The organism is Herbiconiux sp. VKM Ac-1786, from assembly GCF_015350805.1.
GTDB lineage: Bacteria > Actinomycetota > Actinomycetes > Actinomycetales > Microbacteriaceae > Herbiconiux.
The window spans coordinates 243603-269679 of the sequence record NZ_JADKSG010000002.1; the positions used below are offsets into that span (position 1 = coordinate 243603).

General features: G+C 72.0%; 22 protein-coding genes. 8 read left to right on the forward strand and 14 right to left on the reverse strand.

The features are described 5' to 3' along the window. Position 1: 1 nt before the first annotated feature. From ITJ64_RS12195 to ITJ64_RS12205, 3 genes are read right to left on the reverse strand one after another with little or no spacing between them, the layout of a single operon-like run. Positions 2-796 (reverse strand): ferritin-like domain-containing protein, encoded by a 795-nt coding sequence (locus ITJ64_RS12195; RefSeq protein ID WP_179548133.1) that lies wholly within the window; start codon positions 794-796, stop codon positions 2-4. 18 nt (positions 797-814) lie between these two features. Next, positions 815-3166: an SDR family oxidoreductase gene (locus ITJ64_RS12200; RefSeq protein WP_194681068.1), complete on the reverse strand. Its 2352-nt coding sequence runs from the start codon at positions 3164-3166 to the stop codon at positions 815-817. Continuing rightward, positions 3163-4119 (reverse strand): hypothetical protein, encoded by a 957-nt coding sequence (locus tag ITJ64_RS12205; RefSeq protein WP_194681069.1) that lies wholly within the window; start codon positions 4117-4119, stop codon positions 3163-3165. Before ITJ64_RS12205 ends, ITJ64_RS12200 begins: the two co-directional genes overlap by 4 nt. Before the next feature lie 102 nt (positions 4120-4221). On the opposite strand from ITJ64_RS12205, the gene ITJ64_RS12210 reads away from it, so the two are divergent. Genes ITJ64_RS12210 through ITJ64_RS12220 form a run of 3 tightly spaced genes read left to right on the forward strand, consistent with a single transcriptional unit; the run spans position 4222 to position 7483 of the window. After that, the gene (locus ITJ64_RS12210) at positions 4222-5022 is read left to right on the forward strand and encodes an SDR family oxidoreductase (RefSeq protein WP_194681070.1); all 801 of its coding nucleotides are present in this window, start codon (positions 4222-4224) and stop codon (positions 5020-5022) included. Further along, entirely contained in the window at positions 5019-5753 is a 735-nt protein-coding gene (locus ITJ64_RS12215) for a 1-acyl-sn-glycerol-3-phosphate acyltransferase (protein WP_228508654.1), read from the forward strand. The genes ITJ64_RS12210 and ITJ64_RS12215 overlap by 4 nt, the downstream gene beginning before the upstream one ends. Continuing rightward, positions 5750-7483 carry an FAD-binding oxidoreductase gene (locus ITJ64_RS12220; RefSeq protein WP_194681071.1) on the forward strand — a complete coding sequence of 578 codons (1734 nt, stop codon included), beginning with the start codon at positions 5750-5752 and terminating at the stop codon, positions 7481-7483. Before ITJ64_RS12215 ends, ITJ64_RS12220 begins: the two co-directional genes overlap by 4 nt. Positions 7484-7493: 10 nt before the next feature. Here the strand turns inward: ITJ64_RS12220 and ITJ64_RS12225 are convergent, their stop codons facing one another. From ITJ64_RS12225 to ITJ64_RS12240, 4 genes are all read right to left on the reverse strand, one after another. Next, positions 7494-8084, reverse strand: coding sequence for a TetR/AcrR family transcriptional regulator (locus ITJ64_RS12225; RefSeq protein ID WP_194681072.1), 591 nt, complete (start codon positions 8082-8084; stop codon positions 7494-7496). A gap of 96 nt (positions 8085-8180) precedes the next feature. Next, a complete protein-coding gene (locus ITJ64_RS12230) occupies positions 8181-8834 on the reverse strand; it encodes a TetR/AcrR family transcriptional regulator (protein WP_194681073.1) in 654 nt (217 codons plus the stop codon). Positions 8835-8954: 120 nt separating this feature from the next. Beyond that, positions 8955-10976 (reverse strand): hypothetical protein, encoded by a 2022-nt coding sequence (locus ITJ64_RS12235; protein ID WP_194681074.1) that lies wholly within the window; start codon positions 10974-10976, stop codon positions 8955-8957. Between the two features lie 66 nt (positions 10977-11042). Then, positions 11043-11492, reverse strand: a complete 450-nt coding sequence (locus ITJ64_RS12240; RefSeq protein ID WP_194681075.1) for an RNA-binding S4 domain-containing protein — start codon at positions 11490-11492, stop codon at positions 11043-11045. A 142-nt stretch (positions 11493-11634) separates the two neighbouring features. Here ITJ64_RS12240 and ITJ64_RS12245 point away from each other — a divergent pair, with 142 nt between their 5' ends. Further along, positions 11635-14142 carry an RNA helicase gene (locus tag ITJ64_RS12245; protein ID WP_194682132.1) on the forward strand — a complete coding sequence of 836 codons (2508 nt, stop codon included), beginning with the start codon at positions 11635-11637 and terminating at the stop codon, positions 14140-14142. Between the two features lie 58 nt (positions 14143-14200). On the opposite strand, the gene ITJ64_RS12250 is transcribed toward ITJ64_RS12245, so the two are convergent. The 3 genes from ITJ64_RS12250 to folP are packed head-to-tail and all read right to left on the reverse strand — an operon-like array spanning position 14201 to position 16409. Continuing rightward, positions 14201-14695 carry a GNAT family N-acetyltransferase gene (locus ITJ64_RS12250; protein WP_194681076.1) on the reverse strand — a complete coding sequence of 165 codons (495 nt, stop codon included), beginning with the start codon at positions 14693-14695 and terminating at the stop codon, positions 14201-14203. Then, complete coding sequence (locus ITJ64_RS12255; protein WP_194681077.1) at positions 14692-15489, reverse strand: pyrimidine reductase family protein; 798 nt, start codon at positions 15487-15489, stop codon at positions 14692-14694. Before ITJ64_RS12255 ends, ITJ64_RS12250 begins: the two co-directional genes overlap by 4 nt. A 23-nt stretch (positions 15490-15512) precedes the next feature. Then, positions 15513-16409, reverse strand: a complete 897-nt coding sequence (gene folP / locus ITJ64_RS12260) for a dihydropteroate synthase (protein ID WP_194681078.1) — start codon at positions 16407-16409, stop codon at positions 15513-15515. A gap of 58 nt (positions 16410-16467) precedes the next feature. Between folP and ITJ64_RS12265 the strand changes: the two genes are divergently transcribed. Further along, complete coding sequence (locus ITJ64_RS12265) at positions 16468-17370, forward strand: NUDIX domain-containing protein (protein WP_194681079.1); 903 nt, start codon at positions 16468-16470, stop codon at positions 17368-17370. A gap of 39 nt (positions 17371-17409) precedes the next feature. Beyond that, a complete protein-coding gene (locus ITJ64_RS12270; protein WP_194681080.1) occupies positions 17410-18426 on the forward strand; it encodes a DNA-3-methyladenine glycosylase in 1017 nt (338 codons plus the stop codon). 83 nt (positions 18427-18509) lie between these two features. Here ITJ64_RS12270 and ITJ64_RS12275 read toward each other — a convergent pair whose 3' ends face one another. Further along, positions 18510-19748 carry a hypothetical protein gene (locus tag ITJ64_RS12275; RefSeq protein ID WP_194681081.1) on the reverse strand — a complete coding sequence of 413 codons (1239 nt, stop codon included), beginning with the start codon at positions 19746-19748 and terminating at the stop codon, positions 18510-18512. Positions 19749-19937: 189 nt separating this feature from the next. Here ITJ64_RS12275 and ITJ64_RS12280 point away from each other — a divergent pair, with 189 nt between their 5' ends. Then, on the forward strand, positions 19938-20492 hold the full coding sequence (locus ITJ64_RS12280) for a YceI family protein (RefSeq protein WP_194681082.1): 555 nt from the start codon (positions 19938-19940) through the stop codon (positions 20490-20492). Between the two features lie 213 nt (positions 20493-20705). Beyond that, a complete protein-coding gene (locus ITJ64_RS12285; RefSeq protein ID WP_194681083.1) occupies positions 20706-22106 on the forward strand; it encodes a DUF4192 family protein in 1401 nt (466 codons plus the stop codon). Between the two features lie 377 nt (positions 22107-22483). On the opposite strand, the gene ITJ64_RS12290 is transcribed toward ITJ64_RS12285, so the two are convergent. From ITJ64_RS12290 to ITJ64_RS12300, 3 genes are read right to left on the reverse strand one after another with little or no spacing between them, the layout of a single operon-like run. Next, positions 22484-24040, reverse strand: a complete 1557-nt coding sequence (locus ITJ64_RS12290) for an FAD-binding oxidoreductase (protein WP_194681084.1) — start codon at positions 24038-24040, stop codon at positions 22484-22486. A gap of 15 nt (positions 24041-24055) precedes the next feature. Beyond that, a complete protein-coding gene (locus tag ITJ64_RS12295; protein WP_194681085.1) occupies positions 24056-25495 on the reverse strand; it encodes an aspartate aminotransferase family protein in 1440 nt (479 codons plus the stop codon). Further along, positions 25492-25959: an Lrp/AsnC family transcriptional regulator gene (locus tag ITJ64_RS12300; RefSeq protein WP_173180713.1), complete on the reverse strand. Its 468-nt coding sequence runs from the start codon at positions 25957-25959 to the stop codon at positions 25492-25494. The genes ITJ64_RS12295 and ITJ64_RS12300 overlap by 4 nt, the downstream gene beginning before the upstream one ends. Positions 25960-26077: the final 118 nt, after the last annotated feature.

A 26077-nucleotide genomic window follows, 5' to 3' on the forward strand; every position in this document is an offset into this window, starting at 1 on the left:
GTCAGGCGGCGATGCCGCGTGCGTCCAGCGCGTCCTGCACGATGGTGAGACCCTCGAGCCCCGGCATGCGGGCGATGTGCGCGTCGATCTTGGCGGCCTCGCGACGACCCTCGGGCCCGCCCATCAGGTGGCCCATCACATGCTTCACCTCGTCGTCGCTCATCACGCCCGAGCCGACGGGGCCCCAGAAGTTCTTCAGCGCGAAGCGCGCCAGCACCTGGGCCTTCTTGCTCTTGCCGAGACGCTCGCGGGCCTGGGTGGCGTAGAAGGCGACGTGACGCGCCTCCTGCTTCGCGATGCGGCGCAGCAGCTCGGCCAGCACCGGATGCGCCTCGAGGTCGGCGAGCCGGTTGTAGGCGGCGACGGCCGACCACTCGTTGGCCGCGCCCCACACCATGTGCACGGCGATGAAGCCCGAGCCGACAATGTTGCCGAGCAGGGACTGCTTCACCGGGTCGAGACGGTCCTTCCAGCCGAGCTTCAGGCGGGTGGCCTTCAGCTCGTCGAAGTCGACGATCACGTCGTGCTCGGCGAGCACGGCCGCGAGGGCCTCGCCGTGCCAGAACTCCTCGCGGTTCCACATGGTCATGAACGCCGTGACGTCCTCGTCCTTGTGGGAGGGGGTGACGAGCATGTCGCGCAGGTAGCAGACCGTGTGGTACTCGATGTCGCACATGTAGCGGAGGCTCCGCAGGGTGCCCTCGGGAAGGGGGTGCTCGCGGAAGTCGGAGAAGTCGAGGTCCTGCCACGCGACCTTGGTGGAGGTCTCCGTGTACTTGTCGATGTCGAATGCCATGGGTGTGTCGGGAGAGCGTCAGGTGGCGCTCGACCGGTCTCCTTCCTCGGGTGCGGATGCCGGTGCGTCGGGCAGCAGAGCCAGATTAGCCGGTGCGACGGGGCGGTCGGACGATCGTCTCGTCCAGTCCTCCACCGTCCACTTCATTCGTTGCGCGTGCCGATACAGATCGGTGTCGGGATTCACGACTGTGGCGTTTCCCAGCAGCTTCAGCCAGGACACGTCGGCGAGGCTGTCGCCGTAGCCGTACGACTGCGTCAGGTTCGCCCCGTGGGCGCCCGCGTACTCGCGGAGCCACGCGGCGCGCGCCTCGTCGACCAGCGGGGGAGCGGCGAGATAGCCGGTGAGCACGCCCTTGGAGGCGTGCATTTCGCCGGCGACGACCTCGTCGAAGAACGCGGAGAACGGCTCGGCGGCCGAGCTCATCGCACCCGTGACGAGCACGGTGCGGTGCCCGGCGGCGCGGTGCTGGGCGACGCGGTCCAGCGCATCCGGAATCGCCCGGCTCAGCATGGCGGCGCCGAAGCGGCCCTGCACGAGCTCCTGCAGCTCCTCGACGCGGATGCCCTTGTAGCGGCGCACGAGGGTGCGGATGAACTCGCCGCGGTCGCGCCGCTCGGCGCGCAGGTAGGCGGGCACCGAGACCAGGAGGCTCGCGAACTCCTGCGGCCACTGGGCCTTGGGGGTCATGCCGAGGCGCATCCAGAGGTACTGCTCGACGAGGTTCGACTCGACGACGGTGCCCTCGAAGTCGAAGACGGCCAGCACGTCGCTGCGAACGGGCAGCGCGCGCTTGGCGCGGGCGCGGCCGGCGGGGCGCTTGGCGAAGGCCTTCGTGAGCCCGGTGATCGAGGGGAAGTGGATGCTCTGGAAGTACTCGTGCCAGTCGATCTCGGCCACGTCGAAGCCGCGGTCGGCCTTCAGCTCGTCGGGGATCGAGGCGTGCAGCGCCCGCGTGTTGCGGTCGTCGAAGATCAGCTCGGTCTGCACGTAGGCGCGGTAGAGCTCGGCGAAGTAGCGCAGCTGATCCAGGCCCTGCTGGCGGCGGCGGAGCGTCTCGGTCCACTGCCGCGTGCGCGGGTTCGAGGGCATGCGGATGACCGCCTGGTCGGCGACCGAGGCGAGGCGCTCCTGCAGGCGGAGCGTGCGCTCGACCGAGCGGCCGCCGGGGAAGCGCCACGACGGCACGGCGATGCCGCCGTCGTCTCCGGGCATGGGGTTCTCGGTGAAGAACTCCTTGACGTTCTCGTACATCGTGTGGAACGGCAGCGGGTTCCGCGCACCGGACACGACCTGGTAGTACTGCGGCTCGTCGACGGGCGCCGGGGTCACGGCGGCGGCGAGGATCGCGTTCACCACGAAGTCGACCGGGATGACGTCGAGGATCGAGTCGGGCACGCCCGGGAACTCGGGCAGCTGGCCGCGGCCGTAGGCCATGATCAGCGGGTCGGCGACCTTGAAGCCGTCGAGCCAGCCCGGGAACGGGTGGCGCAGGGCGCTCTCGATGATGGAGGGGCGGACGATCGACAGGCGGTGTCCGGCCGTGCCCCACAGCTCCTCGGCGGCGCGCTCGGCGAAGGCCTTGGTGAGCGTGTAGACGTCGGTCCAGCCGAGGGACTCGGCGCGGATGCGGCCGTGGTCGATCAGGCGCTTGGTGACCCACTCGATGCGGGCGGCCTCGGCGTCGGCGGCGACGGCCTGCGGGCCGACCTTGCCGAGCTTCGCACGGCTCTTCGCGAGCAGGCCCCGCAGCACCTCGGGCTGGCGGGACGCCATCTCCACGCGTCGGCGCGCCGACCTGGCGGCGGCGTTCTCGGCGCGCCAGTCGATCTCGTGCTCGAGCGACGCCTCGGGCGAGACGCCCTTGCGCATGCCGCCGACGTAGGCGGTGGAGACGTGCACCACGTGCGGGTCGCTGCCCGAGGCGAGCAGCGCGCCGTAGAGGCCGGTGGCCCCGTCGACGTTGGTCTGGAAGGCCTCGTCGATCGGCGGGTCGAACGAGACGGTGGAGGCGCCGTGCAGCACCACGTCGATGTCGCCCGGCAGCTCGCCCGGGTTGGCCAGGTCGCCCTGGATGACGGAGAGGCGCTCGCGGATCGTGCGCTCGACCTCGGCCTCGCCGACGGCCTCGCGCCAGGTGCGGAACACCGGCTTCTTCAGCAGCGTCTGCAGGCGGGTCTCACCGGTGGTGCGCGACTTCGGCCGGATCAGCAGCGAGACGCGGGTGTCGGGGTGCGAGGAGAGCAGCCGCTCCAGCACCGCCTGGCCGACGAAGCCGGTGGCGCCCGTGAGCAGCACGTGCGAGCCGCCCAGAGAGAAGGCGGGGTCGGCGGGGGTCGTCGTCGGGTCGGTGGGGGTGGCGTCGGTCATCCGGTCGCTCCGCCTTTCGTGGAGGTCGAGGTGGTCGAGGTCGAGTTCGTGGTCGGGGTGGCGCCGGTCGAGGCGGGGCGCGCGGGCGCCAGACGGTGGCGCAGCCCGGCGAGGCGGCGGCCGAGGGCGTGACCGGCTCCGCGCGACGGGGTGAGCGCGCGCTCCCGAGCGGCCCGCACGACGTGCAGGGCGCCGAGCCCGGGGAGCTCGCGCACCTTCGCGTCGACGCCGGCGGTGAGCTCGGCGTCGAGGAGCTCTTCGTAGAAGAAGGCCGAGGCGGATTGCTGCACGCTCGCGGCCCCGATCGGCCACGGGGTGCGCGGCAGGGCGCGGCGGGCGAGGTTCTGCGCCCGGCGCGAGGCGGTCAGGCGGGCGCGGGCGTCGGGCTCGACGAACGCACGGTGCCGCTTCTTCACCTCGAGGATGCGCTCGAGCAGCGAGACCAGCTCGGGGTTCGGGTCGAGCGTCTTGAGGCGGAGGTACGCAGCCTCGGTCATCCACTCGTCGACCGCCACCGTGGTGAGGTGCACGCCGATCACGTCGGGGCCGATGGCGTTCGCGCGGAACGACTCGACGATGGGCGTCGCCCGCTCGGAGAGCTCGAGCGCGAGGGCCTTGAAGCGGGGGAGCTCCTCGATCGCGGTCGGGTCGACGCCGTGGGCGCGCACGATCACCTCGAGGGCGTCGGCGATCCAGTACTTCTCGAACGCCCAGGTGGTGAGGAACGCGGTCACCCGCGCGTCCTTGTGCGTCGGCGTGACGAGCACGTTGCGCAGGTAGGTCATGGTCGAGCGCTCGAGCTCGCGCAGGTAGGCGAGCAGGCGCACGGTGCGATCGGTGAGCGGATGCTCGGCGAACGCCGCGAGATCGATCTCGCCGCGGTGGCTGCCGACCGCGGTGCGGGCGAAGTCGCGCACGTCGAAACGCTCGGGAACTCGTTCTTCGACGGACATCTGGTCTCTCCGGAGGCGGGCGGTCCCCGGCGTGGTCGGCGAGGAGGGGTGAACGGATGCGCTCGTCTAACGCTACGCACTCCGTAGCGTATCCTAAGCACCATGGCGACGGCTCTGGTGACCGGTGGAACCTCGGGGATCGGTGCAGCATTCGCCCGAGCCCTCTCCCTTCGAGGGTACGACCTCGTGCTCGTCGCTCGCGACGAGGAGCGGCTGCGCGAGACGGCCGCCGAGCTCTCCCGCGACGGGGCGACGAAGGTCGAGACCATCTCGGCCGACCTCTCGGTGCGCGCCGACGTCGACCGCATCGCCGAGCGGCTCGAGTCGACGGAGTCGCCCATCGACTTCCTGGTCAACAACGCCGGCTTCGGCATCCACGGCTCGCTGCTCGAGCGCGACATCTCGATCCACGAGCGGGCGCTGTCGGTGATGTGCCTCGCGGTGCTCGTGCTCGGCGGTGCGGCCGGCCGCGCCATGAAGGCCAGGCACAAGGGCACCATCCTCAACGTCTCGAGCGTCGCCGGCACCATCGCCACGGGCAACTACTCGGCCGTGAAGGCGTGGACGACGGCGTACACCGAGGCGCTCGCGGTCGAGCTGAAGGGCACGGGCGTGCAGGTCACGGCGGTGCTGCCGGGCTGGGTGCGCACCGAGTTCCACGACCGGGCGGGCATCCGCACCAAGTCGATCCCCGACTTCCTCTGGCTCGACGCCGACGCGCTCGTCGAAGAGTGCCTGCGCGACGTCGCCCACGGCAAGGTGCTCTCGGTGCCCTCGAAGCGGTTCCGCTTCCTCATGCTCTTCACCCGCCACCTGCCCCGCCGCACCATCCGCTGGGTCTCGGGCCGCATCTCGTCCAGCCGCAGCAAACCGATCGTGCCGTCGGAGGCGAAGACCTCATGATGACCCACAACCACCCGCACCTCATCCGTGCCCCCAAAGACCGCTTCACGAGCAGCGTCATGGCGAACATGCGCTTCGTCGCGCAGCGGATGCTGCTGAAGCCGGTGGTCTGGTCGATCACCCGCGTGACCGTGCGCGGCCACGACGCGGTCAAGGGCGTGCAGGGTGCGTTCATCGCGGTCGCGAACCACTCCAGCCACCTCGACGCGCCGCTGATCATGTGCGCGCTGCCGCGGCGCATGGGCCGGTACCTGGCGGCCGGAGCCGCTGCCGACTACTTCTTCGACATCTGGTGGCGGCGCATCCTGACCGCCCTGTTCTTCAACGCCTTCCCGATCGACCGCACCGGCACCGCGCAGAAGCAGGGCGTGTCGAAGAAGCTGCTGAACCGCGGGGTGCCGCTGCTCGTCTTCCCCGAGGGCACCCGCTCGAAGACCGGCGAGATGGCCGACTTCAAGGCCGGGGCCGCCGCCCTCTCGCTCTCCTGCAACGTGCCGCTCGTGCCCGTCGCCCTGGTCGGCGCGAGCGCCGCCATGCCGCGCGGCCGCAACTGGCCGATCCCTGGGCGCCCGCCGGTGGCGGTCGTCTTCGGGGAGCCTATGATCGGACTGCCCGGCGAGACGCCCGACCAGTTCTCCCAGCGCATCAGGGCCGAGGTGCAGCGACTGCACTCGACCGGAGCCGCCACCGCCGACGGCTCACCCCGCAGCACCCCGAAAGGAATCGCATGACCGACGTGAAGCACATGAAGTGGTGGGGCTGGGGCCTCGAGGGCGTCGGATTCCACTTCGAGGACAAGCCCGACTTCGCCCCCTTCGTGAAGAAGGCCGTGGCGCTCGACATCAGCGTCCCGCCGGTGCCGCCGCTGGCGTTCGACGAGCTCACCGTCGAGCCGCCGCGCCTGACACCGTCGTTCGAGGCCGAGCTGGTCGCCATCGTCGGCGAGGCCAACTCCACCACGGATGACATGGCCCGTGTCGTGCACACCTATGGCAAGAGCATCCGCGACCTGCTGCGCGTCCGCCGCAACGAGATCGCCCGCGTGCCCGATGTCGTCGTCTACCCGGCCGACGAGGCCGAGGTGCAGCGCATCGTCGACGCGGCCATCACCGAGGGCGCCGTGCTCATCCCGTTCGGCGGCGGCAGCAACATCGCCGGCAGCCTCGAACCCCTCGCCGACGAGAAGCGCACCATCGTCTCGCTCGACCTGGGGCGCCTTCGTCGCGTGCTCGACATCGACGAGGGCTCGGGTCTCGCCCGCATCCAGGCCGGTGCCCAGGGCCCCGACCTCGAGGCGCAGCTGAACGCCCGCGGCTGGACGCTCGGTCACTTCCCCGACAGCTTCACCCACTCCACGCTCGGCGGCTGGGTCGCGACCCGCTCCTCGGGCATGCAGAGCGACAAGTACGGCGACATCGCCGACATCGCCCGAGGCCTCCGCATGGTGCGCCCCGGCACGGTCGTCGTGCTGCGCCCCCTGCCCTCCACCTCCACCGGCCCGTCGGTGCGCGAGATGATCGTCGGCTCCGAGGGCCGCCTCGGCGTGATCACCGAGGTCACCGTGCAGGTGCACCGCCAGCCCGCCGTGCGCGAGGTTCAGGCCTACTTCTTCCCGAACTGGAAGGCCGGCCTCGCCGCCATGCACGAGATCTCGGAGTCCGACGCCTCGCCGTCGATCACCCGGGTGTCGGATGCGCGGGAGAGCGGCTTCTCGCTGGCCACCCGCAAGGAGTCCAAGGGTGTCTCCTCGTTCGTGACGAAGACGCTCATGTCGGTGCTCCAGCGCCGCGGCTGGGTGCTCGAGGACATGTGCCTGTCGTTCATCGGCTTCGAGGGCAGCTCGTCGCACGTCGCCTACGAGAAGAAGCTCGTGTCGAAGATCGTGCGGAAGCACGGCGGCCTCGGCGTCGGCAAGGGCCCGGGCGCCCTCTACGACCAGAAGAAGTTCGACACGCCCTACCTCCGTGACTTCCTGCTCGACCGGGGTGCCGCCGCCGACGTGTCGGAGACAGCCGCCCCCTGGTCGAAGCTGCAGAAGGTCTACGACGACACCGTCGCGGCCGCGAACAAGGCCTACGACGCCCTGGGCGTGCACGGCTGGATCATGTGCCACCTCTCGCACTCGTACCACTCCGGCGCCTGCCTCTACTTCACCTTCGCGTTCGTGCACGGCGACGACCCGATCGCCCAGTACGAGGTCGTGAAGTCGAGCATCCAGCAGGCCTTCATCGACGCCGGCGGTACGCTGTCGCACCACCACGCGGTGGGCGTCGAGCACTCGCCGTGGATGGAGCAGGACATCTCGGCGGGCGGCGTCGCCCTCATGCAGGGCCTGTTCGACGCGGCCGACCCGGGCCAGCAGTTCAACCCGGGCAAGATCCTCGGCACGCCGATCACGCCCGAGGAGGTCGCGGCCCGCGTCGCGCACGCCCCTCGCGCCGACGCTCCCGCCGGCCACTAGCCGACGGGGGCTACTGCGGGGGAGTGAGGGCCGGCCAGAGCAGCGTGAGCAGCCGGTCGGCCCACTCCTCGTCGGGCTCGCCGCCACGGATGACGTGGCCGACCGCCGAGCCGAGCAGCACGCTCACCACGAGCTTCACGTCGAGGCCGGCACGCAGGTCGCCCCGCGCGACGGCCTCGTCGAGGAACGAGACGAGCTGGTGGCTGCGCATCCGGATCATGTCGCGCAGCTGCTCGGTGAACGGCGCGTCGCCGTCGTCGACCAGGATGGCGGCGACCGTGCCGCGCCCCACGATGTCCTGCACGCGCACGCGGGCGGCCCCCAGCAGCCAGTGCAGGGTGTCGTAGGTGCTCATGCCGCTCGGCAGGGTGACCTCGGTGGTCGCCGCGTCGATGGCGGCGGTCAGCAGGGCCTCGCGGTCTTCGTAGCGGCGGTAGATCGTCGTCTTCGCGACGCCCGAGGTCGCGGCCACCGCCTCGACGGTCACGCCCGCCGGCCCGCGGTCGCGCAGCAGCTGCAGCGTCGCCGCCACGATCCGCTCATCGGCGGCACCGCGCTGCGCGCCGTCGTGCTGCCCCGCGGGGGCGCCGGAGCCGCTCATCCTGCCATCATGCCAGTCGGCGCGGGATCTCCCCTGAGCCTTGACCGCGGAGTGCCGACGCCCTTGGGGCCGGGCGAGGCCGGCGTCGTGTACGGGTCAGAGGCCGCGGTCGACCATGTCGAGGAGGCGGGAGGTCGCGAAGTCGACCATGCGGTCGTCGAGTCCGCGGAGGGGCCCGTCGATGATGAGCATGCCGAGGCCGTGCACGGTGGCCCAGGCGAGGAACTCCGCGTTCTGGCGGCGGGCGGCGGGCATGGCACCCGTCTCGACCATCGCGTCGAGGGCGATGCCGACGAGCTGGAAGGGGGTGCGGCCCGCCCGGCCCGCCTTGGCGGGGTCGAAGGCGTGGCTGAGGTCGTCGGGCACCGAGTACGCGGTGCGGAAGAGCCCGGGCTCCTCGCGGGCGAAGGCCAGGTAGCCGAGGCCCACGGCGCGCAGCATCGCGCGGGCGTCGGCCTCGGTGGGGGTTCCGCCGGGGCCGGTGGGCGGATGCTCGGCCAGCTCCCGCTCGATGCGGTCGGCCGAGAAGCCGAGGCAGCTGTCGCTCACGGCCTTCAGCAGCGCCTCCCGGTCGGCGAAGTGCCGGTAGGCCGCGTTGGGGGACACTCCGGCGCGCCGGGTCGCCTCGCGCAGTACGACGGCGTCGGGGCCGCCCTCGCGCGCCATCTCGATGCCGGCCTCGAGCAGGGCCTCGCGGAGTCCGCCGTGCCGGTAGGTCGACCGCGACGGCGGCTGCTCCTCATCGCTCATGCTGGACCTTCGGGGTAGGGAAGCGTGTCCGGGGACCGGACGCTCTTGTGGACAGCGTACACATGGCGCCGCCGCTCCGGCCCCCGACGGGACGGAGCGGCGGCGCGGAACGAACGGACTCTACTCGTCGGCGCCCGCGATGGCGTTGAGCACGAGCACGGCGGAGTCGTTCGCGCCGATGGCGTACTCGCTCGTCTCGTCCTCGTCGCAGAGCTGGCCGGTGGCGATCTCCTCGATCTCGGTGACGAGGGCCTTGGCCTGCTGGAGCTCGACCTCGAGGGTCGACGCCTGGGTCGAGCGGTTCGCCTGGGCGGCCATCAGGGCGTCGCTGAGCTTCTCGCGGTCCTCGAGCGAGATGGCGGCGTCGGACAGCGCACGGTCGCGCTCGTCGGCGAGGATGCCGATCTCGGTGCGGGCGGCCCGCAGCTCGCTCTCGAGCCGGGCGACCCGGTCGCGGGCGTCGCCGAGGTCGTCGTCGCCGCTTCCGAGTCCCAGGGCCTCGAAGCCCTCGGGCTCGCGCTCGGCGTCGCGGCTCGAGGCCGTCGCGGCGGCCGACGCGGCTGCGGCCGCCGTGGCCGCCGCCGCATCCGCGTCGCGGCGGGCCTGGGCGGCCTCGGCCTGCGCCTCGGCCAGCTCGCGCTCGAGGCCGTCGACCCGGCCCCGCGCTTCGGCGAGGGCTGCTTCGTGCTCGGCCCCCGCATCCGTCGCCGGGCTCTCGTCGGCGAACGACGCCGCGGTCGCCGCGTCGCTCTCGGCCCGGGCGGCGGCCAGCTCGTTCTCGAGCTGCACGACCCGCGCGCGGCTCTGCTCGAGCTCGTCGGCGGTCTGCGCGATCGCGGCGGCCGCGCCCTCGCCGTCGGCCGACAGGGCGGCGACGGTGGTGGCGTGGTCGGTGCGCAGCTGCTCGATCTCGGCGCCGAAACGCTCGGTGAGGGTGGTGTTCTCGCTGCGGAGCCCGTCGAGCTCGGCGGCCGCGTCGGTGCGCTGCTGCTCGAGCTCGGCCTCGTGCTGCGTGCGCAGCTGCTCGAGCTCGGCGAGGTGGGCCGCGGTGAGCTGCTCGATCTCGGCGACGTGGGCGGCGCGCAGCTGCTCGTCGTGCATCCGCAGCTGGTCGCTCTCGGAGGCGTGGCCCGCGCGCAGCTGGTCGGTCTCGGCGGCGTGCGCCTTGCGCAGCTCGTCGACCTGGGCCGCGTGCGCGGCGGTGAGCTGCTCGATCTGGCCGGAGTGCGAGGCGCTGAGCTGCTCGAGCTGGGCGACGTGCGAGCCGCGCACCTCCTCGAGCTGGGCGGCGTGCGCGGTGTGCAGGCCGGCGATCTGCACCTCGTAGCCCGAGGCCATGGCCTGGTGCTCGTCGGTGAGGCGCGCGGTGGTCGAGCTCAGCTCGGTCTGCAGGCGGCCGGTCTCGTCGAGCCGCTGGGCCTCGAGGCGGGCGGTCTCGTCGGCCAGCTGCGCCTGGAGCGCGGCGGTCTCCGAGGCGAGGCGCTGCTGCAGCGCCGTGGTCTCCGAGGCGAGGCGGGCCTGGAGGGCGAGCAGCTGCTCCTCGCGCTCGGCCAGGTCGGCGGCGGTGGAGTCGAGGGTCGCCTGGGTGCGCTCGTAGCGGGCGGTCATCTCGGCCAGGCGCTCGCTGGTGTCGGCGAGGCGCTGCTCGGCGTCGGCGCGCGCGTCGTCGCGGAGGCGCCGGTCGTCGAAGACCAGGCCGAGCTGCGAGCGGATGATCTCGAGCGGGTCGGTCTCCTCGACGTCCTCGATCGGCGGAACGGGGGGCGGCTCGTAGGCCGGGTGCGCCTTCGGGTCGATGAAGTGCTGGCGGTAGAGGTCGTCGATGACGGCGGCGTAGCGGGCCCGGAACTCGGGGGTGCCGATCTTCAGCGACGCCCCGACGAAGCTGAGGGCGGTGCGGTCGCGCCCGGTCAGCTCGTAGCCCGGGGCGGGCTCGGGGGACGGCTCGGAGGCCGGGGCCGGCTGGGCAGCCGTGGCGGTGGCGTCGTCATCGTCGTCGGACAGGCTCGCGAACAGATCGGTCTCGGGCTCGTCGGTCTCGCGTTCAGCGGTCTCGCGCCCGGCGGTCTCCGGCTCGACGGCCTGGGGGTGCGTGGTGTGGGGCCGGGTGGCGTCGGGGTCGGTGGGGGTGGCGTCGGACATGATGCTCCTACTGGCCTCGCGGGGGTGGTGGTGAGGGCTGCCGCTCGTCGTCGCGGCTCGTCGTGATCAAGGGTACTGGCCGTGCCTGAGTCCGAGGTCTCCGTCGTCGTCCTCGTCCCCGTCGCGGGCCGGGCCGCCCGGACCGGCCGGGCTGAGGCCCCGCAGCCGCTCGAGCTCGCGCCGGTCGCGCTTCGTCGGCCGCCCGGTGCCGCGGTCGCGCACGGGCACGAAGGCGACTTCCTCGCGGGGCGGCGGCGGGGGAGTGAGATCCGCGAACAGCTCGGCGGCCACCGCGGCCGAACCGCGCTTGGCACCGAGCTTCTGCACCGTCAGGATGCGGTCGAAGCCGCTGATGCGCGCCCGCACCTCGTCGCCAGGCCGCACCGGCTGCGCCGCCTTGACCCGGTCGCCGTTCAGCTTCACGTGACCGGCCCGGCACGCCGCGGTGGCGAGCGAGCGGGTCTTGTAGACGCGCGCAGCCCACAGCCAGCTGTCGATGCGCACGCCCTCGCTCATCCGTCAAGCCTTGCACAGGCCGCCGACAGCCGGGAGGCCCCGCGGCCACCACCCTCGCGGCCGAGCGCCCGCGCCCGCACCCGGGAGCGTCGGCGGCCCGCCGTAGGCTGGGCTCGTGACCTCCACCCCCTCCCGCCCGGCGATGCCGCAGCCCTTCGACCCCGATGCGGCCTACGACGCCTTCGCCGAGTGGGCGGCCGGCCGCGGCACTCCCCTCTATCCGGCGCAGGACGAGTCGGTGCTCGCCATCGTCTCGGGCGAGAACGTCATCCTCAGCACCCCCACGGGCACGGGCAAGTCGCTCGTGGCGGTCGGTGCCCATGCCACGGCGCTGGCCCAGGGCATCCGCAGCTATTACACGGCCCCGATCAAGGCCTTGGTGAGCGAGAAGTTCTTCGACCTGGTCGAGATCTTCGGGGCCACCAACGTGGGCATGGTCACGGGCGACTCGTCGGTGAATCCGGATGCTCCGATCATCTGCGCGACCGCCGAGATCCTCGCCAACCTGGCCCTCCGGCACGGCGCTGACACCGAGGCCGGCCAGGTCGTGATGGACGAGTTCCACTTCTACGCCGACCCCGATCGCGGCTGGGCGTGGCAGGTGCCGATCCTCGCGCTGCCGAACGCGCAGTTCGTGCTGATGTCGGCCACCCTCGGCGAGGTCGACTGGCTGGCCGAAGACCTCTCGCGCCGCACCGGCCGCGAGACCACGGTCGTCACGGGCGTCGAGCGACCCGTGCCGCTGACGTTCAACTACGCCACGACGCCCATCCAGGAGACGGTCGAGGAGCTGCTGCAGACCCAGCGCGCCCCCGTCTACATCGTGCACTTCTCCCAGCTCGCCGCCATCGAGCGGGCGCAGGCCCTGTCGAGCATCAAGGTCGCGAGCCGGGAGGTGCGCGACGAGATCGCCGAGCTGATCGGGCCGTTCCGCTTCACGACGGCCTTCGGCAAGACGCTCGCGCGGCTGATCCGCATGGGCATCGGCGTGCACCACGCGGGCATGCTGCCGAAGTACCGTCGTCTCGTCGAGCGGCTCGCGCAGCGGGGCCTGCTCAAGGTCATCTGCGGCACCGACACGCTCGGTGTCGGCATCAACGTGCCGATCCGCACGGTTCTGCTGTCGGCGCTGACCAAGTTCGACGGCACGCGGATGCGCCAGCTCACCGCGCGCGAGTTCCACCAGATAGCGGGTCGCGCGGGCCGCGCCGGCTACGACACCGCGGGCACGGTCGTGGTGCAGGCGCCCGAGCACGAGACCGAGAACCTCAAGGCGCTCGCCAAGATCGGCGACGATCCCAAGAAGCGCCGCAAGTTCATCCGCAAGAAGGCGCCCGAGGGCTTCGTCTCGTGGGGCGAGCCGAGCTTCGAGAAGCTGATCGCGGCCGAGCCCGAGAAGCTCACCTCGCAGCTCACGGTCACGCACGCGATGGTGCTGAACACGATCGCGCGCGGCGGCGACGTCGTGGCGAACATGCGCGCCCTGCTGGAGGACAACCACGAGCCGCGCGTGAAGCAGCGCGAGCTCATCCGGCAGGCCCTCGCGATCTACCGCACGCTCCGCACGGCGGGAGTGGTCGAGCAGGTCACCGACGCGGTCACGGGCATCACGATCATCCGCCCCACCGTCGACCTGCAGCCGAACTTCGCGCTCAACCAGCCGCTGTCGCCGTTCGCACTCGCCGTCTACGACCTGCTCGACGAGGACTCGCCGTCGTTCGCGCTCGACGTGGTGTCGGTCACCGAGGCCATCCTCGACGACCCCCGGCCGGTGCTCTCGGCGCAGCAGTTCGTGGCACGCGGCGAGGCCGTGCAGGCGATGAAGGCCGAGGGCATCGAGTACGAGCAGCGCATGGAGCTGCTCGACGAGGTCACCTACCCGAAGCCGCTGCTCGGCCTGCTGAGCGAGGCGTTCGACACCTACCGCGCCTCGCAGCCGTGGATCGGCGACTTCGACATCTCGCCGAAGTCGGTCATCCGCGACATGTACGAGCGGGCGATGTCGTTCGGCGAGTACATCGCGTTCTACCGGCTGCCCCGCTCGGAGGGCCTGGTGCTGCGCTACCTCTCCGACGCCTACCGCACGCTGCGCTCGACGGTGCCCGACGAGCTGAAGAACGACGACCTGCTCGACCTGATCGAGTGGCTCGGCGAGCTCGTTCGGCAGACCGACTCGAGCGTGCTCGACGAGTGGGAGGCGCTGATCGACCCCGCCGCCGTCGAGGCCGCCGCCCGGCGCGAGGAGTCGGAGGAGGCCGTGGTGCCCCCGGCGCCGAAGCTGCTCACCTCGAACCCGCGGGCGTTCCGCATCCTGGTGCGCAACGAGCTGTTCCGTCGGGTCACGCTGGCCGCCCGCGAGGCCTGGGACGAGCTCGGCGAGCTCGACGCCTCCTCGGGCTTCACCGCCGACCGTTGGGCCACCGCGATGGACGACTACTACGACGTGCACGACTCGGTGGGCATCGGCCCGCACGCCCGCAGCGCGGCCCTCCTCATCCTCGAGGAGCAGCCGACGGTGTGGCGCGCCCGGCAGATCTTCGACGACCCGGCCGGCGACCACGACTGGGGCATCACCGCCGAGATCGACCTCGCTGCCTCGAACGAGGCGGGCACGGCGGTCGTGCGGGTGACGGCGGTCGACCAGCTCTAGGCGCGGGTCCCGTCCTGGTTCCCGGGTGGCCGACGACGAGCGGATGCCCGTCCGGCGGTCACCCGTCGGCGGGCCGTTCCAGGCAGACGAGCCCGGCGCGGGAGTCCCACGACGGCACGTGCGTGAACCCGAGCCGCTCGTAGAGGGCGATCGCCGTGGTTCGCCACTCCCAGACCGAGAGCCGGAGGCCCTCGCCGGCGGCAGTGGCGCGGGAGGCGGCCTCGAGCAGCAGGTGCTTCGCCAGGCCTCGCCCACGGGCCTCGGGCTCCACCCACAGCCTCTTCACCTCGACCCAGTCCGGCGAGGTGGAGCTGAGGACGAGCATGCCGAGGGGCCTGTCGAGTGACCGCGCCAGAAGCACCGTCGACCCGGCGAAGGCCGTCACCGGATCCTCCGTCTCGGCCCGGTAGCGGTCGGACAGCTCGACCGCCGACGCCCCCTTCTCGCTCTCGGTCTGCTGGTGGTAGTGCCCCACCATCGCCGCGACCGCAGCCCGATCGGCGGCGTCGGACGGGTTCCAGGGGTCAACGTGCAGCGGGGCCGGGGTGGTCATGCGGCTGCGCGGGTCCAGCGGGAGAGCAGGAGGCTGTCGCTCTGGAGGAGGCCCGCGAGTGCGAGGTGGCGGGGGACGACGGGGGCGCCGGTGCTGCCGCCGGCGCCGCTGGTAGCGCCGCCGGCTCGGGCGATGCGGGGGCCGGCGCCGCCCTCGAGCACCGGGCTGAGCGTGAGGCAGAGCTCGTCGACGAGGTCGGCCGCGATCAGGTCGCCGAAGAACGACGGGCCGCCCTCGCAGAGGATCTGGGTGAGGCCCCGCTCGTGCAGCTCCCGCACGACGAGTGCGGGGTCGACCCGCTCGTCGCCGGCGTCGACGACGTCGGCGACGGGGGCGAGCCGCCGCCGGGCGTCCGGCGGCGCTGCCTTCGAGGTGAACACGAGAGGTCGGCGGGGGGCCTTCGCGAACAGGTCGGATGCCGGGTCGAGGTCGAGCCGACCGCTCACCAGCGCCATGGCGGGGTGCACGGGCATCCGGAGTGCCTCGCGCCAGCCGTGGAAGCGCTCGTCGACGGTGAGGGCGCCGTACCCTTCGGCGCGCGCGGTGCCGGCACCGACCAGCACCACGTCGGCGACCCCGCGCAGGATGTTGAAGACGACCTTGTCGGCGGGGCCGCCGAGACCGCCGGACAGGCCGTCGACGGTCGCCGATCCGTCGACGCTCTGCACGAAGTTCACCCGGAGCCGCGGGGTCGCGCGGTCGGGCGAGTAGAGCGAGAGCAGCTCCTCGGGGGCGAGCGGGGCCGACGGTGTGGGGAAGAGCTCGACGATGTCGGGGGTGGGTGGAACGGTCATCCTCAGGCCTCTCTCGGCGGGGGTCAGACGTTGTGCGACAGGAAGGAGGGTTCGCGGAAGCCGAGCACGGTCTCGAGCATGCGCATCGACGCGACCGAGGCGCGCACGTCGTGCATGCGCACGATACGGGCGCCGAGCATGGCGCAGACGGTGGCGGCCACGAGCGAGCCTTCGAGGCGGTCGGGCTTGGCGGCGTCGAGCGATTCGCCCACGAAGTCCTTGTTCGACACCGCGGCGAGGGCGGGCAGGCCGATCGCGGCGATCTCGTCGAAGCGGCGCGTGAGCTCGAGGCTGTGCAGCGTGTTCTTGTTGAGGTCGTGCCCCGGGTCGATGTAGAGCGCGCTCTCGGCGATGCCGGCGTCGATCGCGCGCCCGACCCGCTCGACGATGAACGCCCGCACCTCGTCGACCACGTCGTCGTACTGCGGCCGTGGATACGGCGTGCGGGGCTCGGCGAGCGAGTGCGTCACGACGAGAGACCCGCCCCCGTCGGCGACCGCGGCGGCCATCTCGGGGTCGCTCAGCCCGGTCGTGTCGTTCACGACGTGCGCGCCCGCGGCGAGGCAGGCGGCGGCGACGGATGCGCGGAAGGTGTCGACCGAGATGACGACGTCGCTCACCCCGGCCAGCTGCGCCACCACCGGCAGCACGCGGTCGAGCTCCTCGGCCTCTTCGATCTCGGGCCCCGGAGCGAACTTCGCCCCGCCGATGTCGACCCAGTCGGCGCCCGCCTCGGCCGCGGCGACCGCGCTCGCGACGGCCTTGTCGAGCGCGAACGTGGCGCCCCGGTCGAAGAAGGAGTCGGGGGTGCGGTTGACGATCGCCATCACGGCGATGCGCCGGTCGAAGTCGATGACGCGCTCGCCGTGCCGCGTCGGGAAGCGCCGCAGCGGGTGGCGGAGCTCGGGTGTGACGATCATGTTTCCATCATGGTCGTTCGGGCGGGTCGCCCGGGTCGCTCCGTGAGAAGGTGGAGTCATGACGGCACTTCCCCCGACGCATCCGCGGGACAGCGGCGACGCCTGGGTCGAGGGGCCCGACGGCCGCCGGTTCTGGGGCCGCTACGGTGCGGCCGGGCTGCTGGTGCACGACGAGGCGGCGGGCATCCTGCTGCAGCACCGGGCCGAGTGGAGCCACTTCGGCGGCACCTGGGGCCTGCCCGGCGGCGCCCGACACGAGGGAGAGTCGGCGGTCGAGGGCGCCATCCGCGAGTCGGAGGAGGAGGCCGGGGTGCCGGCCGACGCGCTGCAGCTCGCGTTCACCTCGGTGCTCGACCTCGGCTACTGGTCGTACGTCACCGTGGTCACCACGACGTCCCGCCCGTTCGCCCCGCGCATCGGCGACGCCGAGAGCCTGGAGCTGCGCTGGGTGCCGCTCGAGGAGGTCGACTCCCTGCCGCTGCACCCGGGGTTCGGCTCGGCCTGGCCCGTGCTGCGCGAGCGGCTGGGGGAGCGCATCCGGGTGGTGGTCGACGCGGCGAACGTGGTCGGCTCGGTGCCCGACGGCTGGTGGAAGGACCGGGCGGGGGCCGCTGACCGCTTGGTCGCCCGTCTCGCCCGCCTCGGCGAGGCCGGCATCGAGACCTCGGAGCTCGCACCCGGATCCGGTGCGGGGCGCAGCTGGCCCCGAATCGACGTCGTGCTCGAGGGGCAGGCGAAGGATGCGGTGGCCGCCGACTCGGGGCAGGTCACCGTGCTGCGTGCGGCCGGCTCGGGCGACGACGCGATCGTCGACGAGGTCGCGCGGGCGGCGCGGCAGCCGGTGCCCGAGCGGGTCGTCGTGGTGACCGCGGATCGCGGGCTGATCGAGCGGGTGCGGGAGCACGGGGCCGAGGTGCGCGGGCCGGGCTGGCTGCGCGGACTGATCGACGCGCTGGACTGAGCACCGGTGTCCGGGGTGTGACGTAGTCTTCATGCCACGATGAGCTCCTCGACCGCTTCGCCCCAGGCGCACGCTCCCGAGCTCGAGACGGTCTACCGGCCGCGGGGTCCGCTCGATCTGCGGGGCACGCTGTCGCCCCATCGGCGTGGGGCCGGAGATCCGTGCACGCGGCTCGACGAGAACGGCGGGGTGTGGATCGCGCTGCGCACGGGTGGTGAGACGCCGGGCGTCGCGACGCTGCTGCTCACGCCGGGGGCGGGCGAGGTTCGGGTACGGGCCTGGGGGAGCGGAGCATCCGTCGCCGTGTCGATGGTGCCCGAACTGCTCGGCGAGGGTGACGACTGGAGCGATCTCGACACCTCGGGTCACCCGCTGCTCGCCGACTCCGCGCGCCGCAACGCGGGGCTGCGGCTCACCCGCTCGGGGCGCGTGCTCGATGCGCTGGCACCGGCGGTGATCGAGCAGCGGGTGACGTCGGTCGAGGCGTTCCGGGCGTGGCGCATCCTGCTGACGGCGTACGGGGAGATCGCGCCGGGGCCGCTGGGGAGCGGTGCCGCCGACCGTCACTCGCACGCGGCGTACGGCCGGCCGGCCTTCGGGCACGCGCCGCTGCGGCTGCCGCTCACGCCCGAGCAGTGGCGCCGCATCCCGTCGTGGGAGTGGCACCGGGCCGGGGTCGACCCGGGTCGTTCGCGCACGGTGCTGCAGGCGGCGACCGTCGCGTCGGGGCTCGAACGCACGCTCGCGCTCGGCCGGGGCGGCGACGAGGTGCTCCGCCGGCTGCGCACGGTGAACGGGGTGGGGGTCTGGACGGCGGCCGAGACGGCTCAGCGCGCGCACGGCGACGCCGACGCGGTGAGCTTCGGCGACTACCACCTGGCGGCCACCGTCGGCTGGGCGCTCGTGGGCGAGCCGATCGACGACGACGCGCTGGCCGAGCTGCTCGAGCCGTGGCGCGGTCAGCGGCAGCGCATCGTGCGGCTGGTGCTCGCGAGCGGGTTCAGGCCGCCGCGGCGGGGGCCGCGGATGACGATCCAGGATCATCGGGGGTACTGAGGGCCTCGTTCGCCCCTTGGCGCTCGGCGCTCGGCGCTCGGCGCTCGGCGCTCGGCGCTTGCCCGGCTCGTGGCGTGTGCGGCTCAGTACCAGTGCGGGTTGCGGGCGTTCCAGGCCGAGAGCGCACCGCAGGGCGTGCCGTAGCGGTCGGAGATGTAGTTCATGCCCCAGATGATCTGCGTCTCGTGGTTGGTGACGTAGTCGGTGCCGACCGAGGCCATCTTCGACGCGGGCAGCGACTGCGGGATGCCGTAGGCCCCGCTCGAGGGGTTGTAGGCGTTCGCGCGCCAGCCCGACTCGCCGATCCACAGCTGTACGAGGCAGCCGAACTGGTCGCCGCCCCAGCCGTAGTTGCCGAGGATGCTCTGCGCGTAGGCCTGCGCCACCGAGGCCGGAGCGACCTCGCCCGGCACCCAGGCGCTGCCCGGGGCATCCTGATCGGCGAGAGCCTGACGCTGCCGCTCCTCCTCCTGCCGCTTGGCCTCCTCGCCGGCGCGGTAGCGCGACTCGACGTCGGCCGTGACGTTCTTCAGCGACGCCAGCTGGGTGACGAGGAAGTCGCTGCGGTTCTGCTCCTCGGCGAGCTGGGCGTCGGCGGCGGCCTGCGCGTCCTCGGCGGCCTGCAGCCGCTCGTCGGCGGCCGTCTCCAGCTGGTCGCGCTCGGTCTTGGCGGCCTGGGCCTGCTCCTCGAGGGCCTTGGCGGTGTTCTTCGCGGCCTCGGCGGCCTCGCGGATCTGGCCCGTGCGCTCCGTCAGCTTCGTCATCGTGCCGAGCTGGTAGAGCAGCGAGTCGGAGTTGTTCTGGTTCAGCACGAGGTTCATCGTCGTGTCGCCACCCGAGCGGTAGAGCTGCGCGGCGAGGAGTCCGGCCTGGGTCGTCGCGGTGTCGGCCTTCGCGCTCGCGTCGTCGGCCTGGGTCTGGAGGGTCGTGGCGTAGGCGGTCGCGGCCTCGGCGGCGGCCTTGGCCTGGAGGTACTCCTGGCCGGCCTGCAGCGCCTCGTTGGCACGCTGGGCGGAGACCGACGAGAGCTCGTCGAGGAGGGACGTGATCTTGGTGACCTCGGCGGCGGTGGCCTGCTCGTTCTGCTTCGCGGCGTTGACCTCGTCCCAGCTGGGGTAGTCGACGCGGGGAGCGACGCCGGCGGTCACGGCGGTCGTGGTCGCGGCGGCGCCGGACGTGGTGGCGGCGGCGCCTGAGGTCGTGGCGGCCGAGCCGGTCGTGACGCTCGTCCCGGCAGCCGCACTGGCCGGCACCCCGGCGCACGCGACGAGCGCGCTCACGACGGCGACGGTGCCCCAGCTGCGGGCGGACGGCTTCCACATGGCCTCCAGGGTATGTGACGAAAGTGAAAGACGGGGCGATGACACCGGGCGCGTCCATCCGCTTCCACGCCGATTCGGAGGTTCTGGACACCAGCCCGGAATAAAGCTGTGCTTTCATGCATTTGTATAGACCGTGGGGACGGGTGATCGCTCCCCCCGCCATCGTTCACACTCACGAAAGAGGAACACATGACCGACACCATCGAGATCCCCGGGTACAAGGCCGGCACCTGGACCGTCGACCCCTCGCACTCCGAGGTCGCCTTCTCCGTCCGCCACATGCTGATCAGCAAGGTCAAGGGCAAGTTCGAGAAGTTCGACGCGACCTTCGTCACCACCGAGAACCCGCTCGACACCAAGGTCACCGCGACCGCCGACGTCGCCTCCGTCAACACCAACGACAAGAACCGCGACGGCCACCTCGCGACCAACGACTTCTTCGACGCCCCCACCCACCCCGAGCTGAAGTTCGTCTCCACCGGCGTGCGCGTCGAGGGCGGCGACTACAAGATCGACGGCGACCTCACCATCAAGGGCGTCACCAAGCCGGTCACCTTCGACTTCGAGTTCGGCGGCTTCGGCACCGACGCTTACGGCAACTACAAGGCCGGCTTCGAGGCCAAGACCGAGATCGACCGCAACGACTTCGGCGTCAACTGGAACGCCGCGCTCGAGACCGGTGGCGTCCTCGTCGGCGACAAGGTCACCATCACGCTCGACGTGCAGGCCGTCCTCTCCGCCTGATCCACCCCGTCCCGACGGCCCGGCCGCGCACTGCGCGCGCCGGGCCGTCGTGCGTCGGGGCTGCGGCCCGCCTCTTGCGCCTCGTCTCGTGCGCCTCGTCTCCGGCGGCCCGCCTCGTGCGTGCCTCCTCCACAGATCCCGGATGCGCCGACGCCGTCCACAGATCACCTCCTCGAGCGGCTCGCTCCGCACCACCCCGCCCACACTTTGGCCATGACACCGTCGACCGCCCCCAGTGCGCTCCCCACGACCCTCCCTCCGGCCGCTCACCCGCCCCGCGGCGTGACCGTCGATCACGTCCCCGTCCCGGCGCCGGAGCCTGATCCCCGCCCCGACGCCGAACCGCGCCCGCCGTCCCCCAGAGGGCGTGGCGACGCCGAACCCCCACCCCGCCCGTCTGGCGCCCGGCCTTCCGACGTCCATCCCGTCGAGGTCGACGTCGTCGCCGACATCGTCCGCACGCTCGGCTTCTGGCCGCGGGGCAGTCTCGCCCTGCGCATCCGCCGACGACGACGACCTTTCGCGGTTCTGCGCGTCGATCTGCCCGCTGCGCCCGATCCCGGCACGGCTGGTGACCCGGTCTCCGTCCCAGCAGCCGACTCCGACGCCGTGCTCCAGCTCGCCGGCACTCTCACCGGCCTGCTCTCCCGGCTCACGGGTGTGGCCCGCGTCGACTTCGTCTACTTCGCTCCATCACCGAGCTCCGCGGGGCCGTCGACCGAACCGCTCCCTCGGCGCAACCGCCGAAGACGTCCGAGGCACCCGACCGCGTCTGCCGGCGAGCTGCTGACCACTTTGGCCGCGGGGCTGGACGCGGCCGGATTCTCGATCGGTGAGCTGCTGGAGGTCTCGGGCGACGTAGTCCGCCGCTTCGAGCCCGGCTCCTGGCGCGGCGACGCGCCGCGTCCGCCGCGAACCGGTGAGGCCGTCACCCTGCCCGAGCTGCTGACCGGGCCCACCCGGCAGACCGATGCCGACACACCCGGGCAAGCGCCTTCGACGCGATCGGCACCTCCGCCCGACCTGCACCGGGGAGCCTTCGTGCCCCTGTCCCACATCCCGGACGAGCTGACCAGCGCTGCGCTCGCCGCCCTCGGTCTCCCCGCCGAGGACCAGGAGCGTGCCGAGGTCGACCCGATGCGGGCGCTCCAGCTCTGGTGCAGCGCGCTCGATCCGGCGGCGGGGCTGCCCACCGAGATCGGCGCCATCCGCCTGGCCTGGCCGCTTAGGCGACGGCTGCTCCGCGACCTCGTGCTGATGCAGTGCGCGTGGGGGCTCGACGGCGCCGTCAGGGCGCTGGCCGAATCGCTCGACGGCAGCGACGCCCGCGCCGGATCGGTGTTCTCGACGTTCCTCGGGGCCGCCGACGACGCCCCGCGCGATCAGACGCTCCGCCGATCGGTCGAGGTGCTCCGCCGCATCGCCGAATGCGTGCCGCCCTCGCTCGCCGCCTCTCCGCTCGTCATGCTGGCCTGGCTCGAATGGTGCCGAGGCCGGGGCACGGTCGCCGCGGCCTACCTCGACGACTGCCTCGCGGCCGACCCGGCCTGCTCCCTGGCCCACCTCTTCCGCCAGATCCTCGACCAGGGCCTGGTGCCGCAATGGCTCGACTGACCCATCCCTCGGGCTCCGTCTCTCAGCTTTGGGCGCCCCGCTCCGGTGCCCGGGGTACGCGCCGTCACCGTGACGGGGTGGCCTGTCCATCCCGCCCATCCCTCGCGATCGTTGGTGTCTGCGGGTCATCGGCCGGTGGGCGCGCCGAGGAGGTATGCGGCAGACCGGCCACAATGGTGCGCCGCATGTCAGCCATGGAGGTGAGCGGTAGGTCAGTGGTCCATGAAGGAACCCAGCTGCCATCCCGCGGGTCGGTGGTCGGTGAGTGCGCCGAAGAGGTGAGCCGCAGGTCGGCCATGGAGGGGAGCAACCGGTCAGCCGTGGATATGAGGGACAGGTCAGAGGTCTGTGAGGGCATCCAGCTGCCACACCCCGAATCAGTGGCCGGTGAGGGGGCCGAGGAGGCGGGCCGCGATCGAGGGGCGGCCGGTGAGTGCCTCCTCCGCGTCGGCGGCGGTCGTGCCGAGGAGGCCGAGGTTCGCGCCGATGAAGCGGAGGGGCTCCGGTTCCCAGCGCGGCGAGCGATGGTTCACCCACGGCAGCCCGGTGAGCTCCGTCTCGCGACCGCCGATCAGGTCGGCGAGGGTGCGGCCCGCGAGGTTCGTCGTGCTGAGGCCGTCGCCCACGTACCCGCCCGCGAACGCCACGCCGGTGCGCGGGTTGTAGCTCGCCGAGGCGTGCCAGTCACGGGGAACGCCGAGCGGTCCACCCCAGCGGTGGGTGACCTCGGCGCCCTCGGCGGCGGGGAAGAGGTCGATGAGCGCACGTTCCAGATGAGCGAACACGGCGGCCGAGCGGTCGTGGTCGGGCGTGATGCTGCTGCCCCAGTGATAGCGGGCGCCGCGACCGCCGAAGGCGAAGCGGTCGTCGGCGGTGCGCTGCCCGTACACGAGCAGATGGCGGTAGTCGGAGAAGGTGGTGCCGTGCTCGATGCCCAGCTCGTCCCAGAGTGCGGCCGGCAGCGGCTCGGTCGCGATCATCAGCGAGTACAGGGGCAGGATGCGCCGCCGCACGCCGGGCAGCGTCGCGCCGTACCCCTCGGTGGCGATCACGACGGTGTCGCAGTGCACGAGCGACTGCCCGGCCGCACCCTGGCAGAGCACACGCCGCGGCGCCCACTCCACCACCTCGGTCTGCTCGGCGATCACCACGCCCATCCGCTCCACCACCGCCGCAAGACCGCGGACGAGCTTCGCGGGCTGCAGCCGGGCGCAGGACGGATCGAAGGACGCGGCCGACGCCCCGGTGGCCCCGAGCGCCTGCCGCAGTGCTGCCGAACGACTGGACGGCGCTCCGGAGGGGACACCGCCCACGGCACCGACATCGCGACGGTCGCCCGCGTCGACTTCACGTTGGCCCGGGCTCGCGTTGCCGGCAGTGTTGCCTCTCCCGTCGTCGGTGCCCGGTCCGCCGGCGGTGTCGCCGGTACTCGGCGTGACGAGTTCCAGACGGTCGGGGCCGAAGGCGCTCGCCGCCTCGACCTCGGCCCGGGCCGCCGCGAGCTGCACCCCACCTCGGGCGAACGTGATCGTGCCGCCCTTGGCGTAGTCGCAGTCGATGTCCTCCGCGGCGACGACCCGGCCGACCTCGTCGACCGTGTCGATCATCGCCTGCCGCATCGCGATCGCGGCCTCGTCGCCGTAGGCGCGACGGAGCCCGGCCGTCGACGTCGGAAACAGGGCCGAGCACCAGCCGCCGTTCCGCCCCGACGCTCCGAAGCCCGCGATGTGCTTCTCGACGATCGTGATCGCGAGCGACGGGTTCGCGCGCTTGAGGTAGTACGCGGTCCACAGCCCGGTCAGCCCGCCGCCGATGATGCACACGTCGGTGCGCTGATCGCCGGCGAGGCCCGGGCGGGGTGTGAGGTCGTCACGCCCCGACCCGGCCAGCGAGTCGAACCAGAACGAGAGGTCGCGGTAGTCGGTCGCCGTCATGCGCGCGGGCGGGGCCTAGAGCCGCGTCCAGGCCTCGGAGAGCACGCCCCGCAGGATCTGCTCGATCTCGTCGAACTCGCTCGGCCCGATCGTCAGCGGCGGAGCCAGCTGGATCACCGGGTCGCCCCGGTCGTCGGCCCGGCAGTAGAGTCCGGCGTCGAACAGCGCTTTCGACAGGAAGCCGCGCAGCAGGCGCTCCGACTCGTCGTCGTCGAAGGTCTCCTTCGTCGCCTTGTCCTTGACCAGTTCGATGCCGAAGAAGTACCCGTCGCCGCGCACGTCGCCGACGATCGGCAGGTCGGTGAGCTTCTCGAGCGTCTGGCGGAACAGCGGCGAGTTCTCCCGCACGCGCTCGTTCAGCTTCTCCTCCTCGAAGATGTCGAGGTTCTCGAGCGCGACGGCCGCCGAGACCGGATGCCCGGCGAAGGTGTACCCGTGGTAGAACGCCGTCTGGCCGTGCTTGAACGGTTCGTACACCCGCTCGTTCACGATGGTCGCACCGATGGGGGAGTAGCCGCTCGTCATCGCCTTCGCGCAGGTGATCATGTCGGGCTGGTAGCCGTAGGTGTCGCAGGCGAAGTAGTTGCCGATGCGCCCGAACGCACAGATCACCTCGTCGCTGACGAGCAGTACGTCGTACTTGTCGCAGATCTCGCGCACGCGCTGGAAGTAGCCGGGAGGCGGCGGGAAGCACCCGCCCGAGTTCTGCACCGGCTCGAGGAAGATCGCGGCCACGGTCTCGGGGCCCTCGAACTGGATCATCTCCTCGATGCGGTTCGCGGCCCACAGCCCGAAGGCCTCCTCGGTGCCCTCGAAGCCCATCTCGTGAGCACGGTAGTAGTTCGTGTTCGGCACCCGGAAGCCACCGGGCGTGACCGGCTCGAACATCTCCTTCATCGCGGGGATTCCGGTGATCGCGAGAGCACCCTGCGGCGTGCCGTGATAGGCGATCGAGCGCGAGATGACCTTGTGCTTGGTGGGCCGTCCCTGGAGCTTCCAGTAGTGCTTCGCCAGCTTGAAGGCCGTCTCGACGGCCTCGCCGCCGCCGGTGGAGAAGAAGACGCGGTTCAGGTCACCGGGCGCGAGGTCGGCCAGGCGGTCGGCGAGTTCGATGGCCGACGGATGGGCGTACGACCAGATCGGGAAGAAGGCGAGCTCCTCGGCCTGCTTCGCCGCGACCTCGGCGAGACGGCGCCGTCCGTGACCGGCGTTCACCACGAACAGGCCCGACAGGCCGTCGATGTACTTCTTGCCGGTGGAGTCCCAGATGTGGTGACCCTCACCCTTGGTGATGATCGGCACGCCGCCGCCCGACTCCATCACCGACTGGCGGGAGAAGTGCATCCACAGGTGGTCCTTCGCCATCTGCTGGAGCTCGGCGTCGGAGCGCGCGGCCCGCCCGCCGAGAGGGGCTCCGGTGCCGGTGGACGTGACGGGCTGTTCGGTGGTGGTCATCGTGTACCCCAGTTGTAGAGCTGCTTGTGCAGCTTCAAATAGACGAATGTTTCGGTGGACTGCACGCCGTCGAGCTTCCGGATCTCGGAGTTCAGCAGGGCGATGAGGTCGTCGTCGTCTTCGCAGACGACTTCGGCCAGGATGTCGAACGTTCCCGCGGTGAGCACCACGTAGTCGACCGCCGGCATGGCGGCCAGGGCGTCGGCGACCTCGCGGGTGTCGCCGGAGACCTTGAGGCCGATCATGGCCTGACGGTAGAAGCCGAGCTGCAGCGGGTCGGTGACGGCCACGATCTGCATGACGCCCGACTCGGTGAGCTTCTGCACCCGCTGCCGCACCGCTGCCTCCGACAGACCGACCGCCTTGCCGATCTCGGCATAGGAGCGGCGCCCGTCGTCTTGCAGCTGCTCGATGATCGCCTTGGAGGTGTCGTCGAGAGCGGAGGGCTTCGGCTTCGTGCTCATGCTTCGATCCTGTCAGGTGATCGGCCCTCGGGCAAGCGGATCCGTAGGTCGAAGCCCCCGATAACGCGGATTCCGTCGTCATCGCCCCGGAACAACCACGTCGGCATCACCGGGCACT

Bases quoted from the DNA above. Each gene is read 5' to 3' on its own strand.
- ITJ64_RS12195 (WP_179548133.1), bottom strand. From the start codon at position 796: ATGGCATTCGACATCGACAAGTACACGGAGACCTCCACCAAGGTCGCG.
- ITJ64_RS12200 (WP_194681068.1), bottom strand. From the start codon at position 3,166: ATGACCGACGCCACCCCCACCGACCCGACGACGACCCCCGCCGACCCC.
- ITJ64_RS12205 (WP_194681069.1), bottom strand. From the start codon at position 4,119: ATGTCCGTCGAAGAACGAGTTCCCGAGCGTTTCGACGTGCGCGACTTC.
- ITJ64_RS12210 (WP_194681070.1), top strand. From the start codon at position 4,222: ATGGCGACGGCTCTGGTGACCGGTGGAACCTCGGGGATCGGTGCAGCA.
- ITJ64_RS12215 (WP_228508654.1), top strand. From the start codon at position 5,019: ATGATGACCCACAACCACCCGCACCTCATCCGTGCCCCCAAAGACCGC.
- ITJ64_RS12220 (WP_194681071.1), top strand. From the start codon at position 5,750: ATGACCGACGTGAAGCACATGAAGTGGTGGGGCTGGGGCCTCGAGGGC.
- ITJ64_RS12225 (WP_194681072.1), bottom strand. From the start codon at position 8,084: ATGAGCGGCTCCGGCGCCCCCGCGGGGCAGCACGACGGCGCGCAGCGC.
- ITJ64_RS12230 (WP_194681073.1), bottom strand. From the start codon at position 8,834: ATGAGCGATGAGGAGCAGCCGCCGTCGCGGTCGACCTACCGGCACGGC.
- ITJ64_RS12235 (WP_194681074.1), bottom strand. From the start codon at position 10,976: ATGTCCGACGCCACCCCCACCGACCCCGACGCCACCCGGCCCCACACC.
- ITJ64_RS12240 (WP_194681075.1), bottom strand. From the start codon at position 11,492: ATGAGCGAGGGCGTGCGCATCGACAGCTGGCTGTGGGCTGCGCGCGTC.
- ITJ64_RS12245 (WP_194682132.1), top strand. From the start codon at position 11,635: ATGCCGCAGCCCTTCGACCCCGATGCGGCCTACGACGCCTTCGCCGAG.
- ITJ64_RS12250 (WP_194681076.1), bottom strand. From the start codon at position 14,695: ATGACCACCCCGGCCCCGCTGCACGTTGACCCCTGGAACCCGTCCGAC.
- ITJ64_RS12255 (WP_194681077.1), bottom strand. From the start codon at position 15,489: ATGACCGTTCCACCCACCCCCGACATCGTCGAGCTCTTCCCCACACCG.
- folP (WP_194681078.1), bottom strand. From the start codon at position 16,409: ATGATCGTCACACCCGAGCTCCGCCACCCGCTGCGGCGCTTCCCGACG.
- ITJ64_RS12265 (WP_194681079.1), top strand. From the start codon at position 16,468: ATGACGGCACTTCCCCCGACGCATCCGCGGGACAGCGGCGACGCCTGG.
- ITJ64_RS12270 (WP_194681080.1), top strand. From the start codon at position 17,410: ATGAGCTCCTCGACCGCTTCGCCCCAGGCGCACGCTCCCGAGCTCGAG.
- ITJ64_RS12275 (WP_194681081.1), bottom strand. From the start codon at position 19,748: ATGTGGAAGCCGTCCGCCCGCAGCTGGGGCACCGTCGCCGTCGTGAGC.
- ITJ64_RS12280 (WP_194681082.1), top strand. From the start codon at position 19,938: ATGACCGACACCATCGAGATCCCCGGGTACAAGGCCGGCACCTGGACC.
- ITJ64_RS12285 (WP_194681083.1), top strand. From the start codon at position 20,706: ATGACACCGTCGACCGCCCCCAGTGCGCTCCCCACGACCCTCCCTCCG.
- ITJ64_RS12290 (WP_194681084.1), bottom strand. From the start codon at position 24,040: ATGACGGCGACCGACTACCGCGACCTCTCGTTCTGGTTCGACTCGCTG.
- ITJ64_RS12295 (WP_194681085.1), bottom strand. From the start codon at position 25,495: ATGACCACCACCGAACAGCCCGTCACGTCCACCGGCACCGGAGCCCCT.
- ITJ64_RS12300 (WP_173180713.1), bottom strand. From the start codon at position 25,959: ATGAGCACGAAGCCGAAGCCCTCCGCTCTCGACGACACCTCCAAGGCG.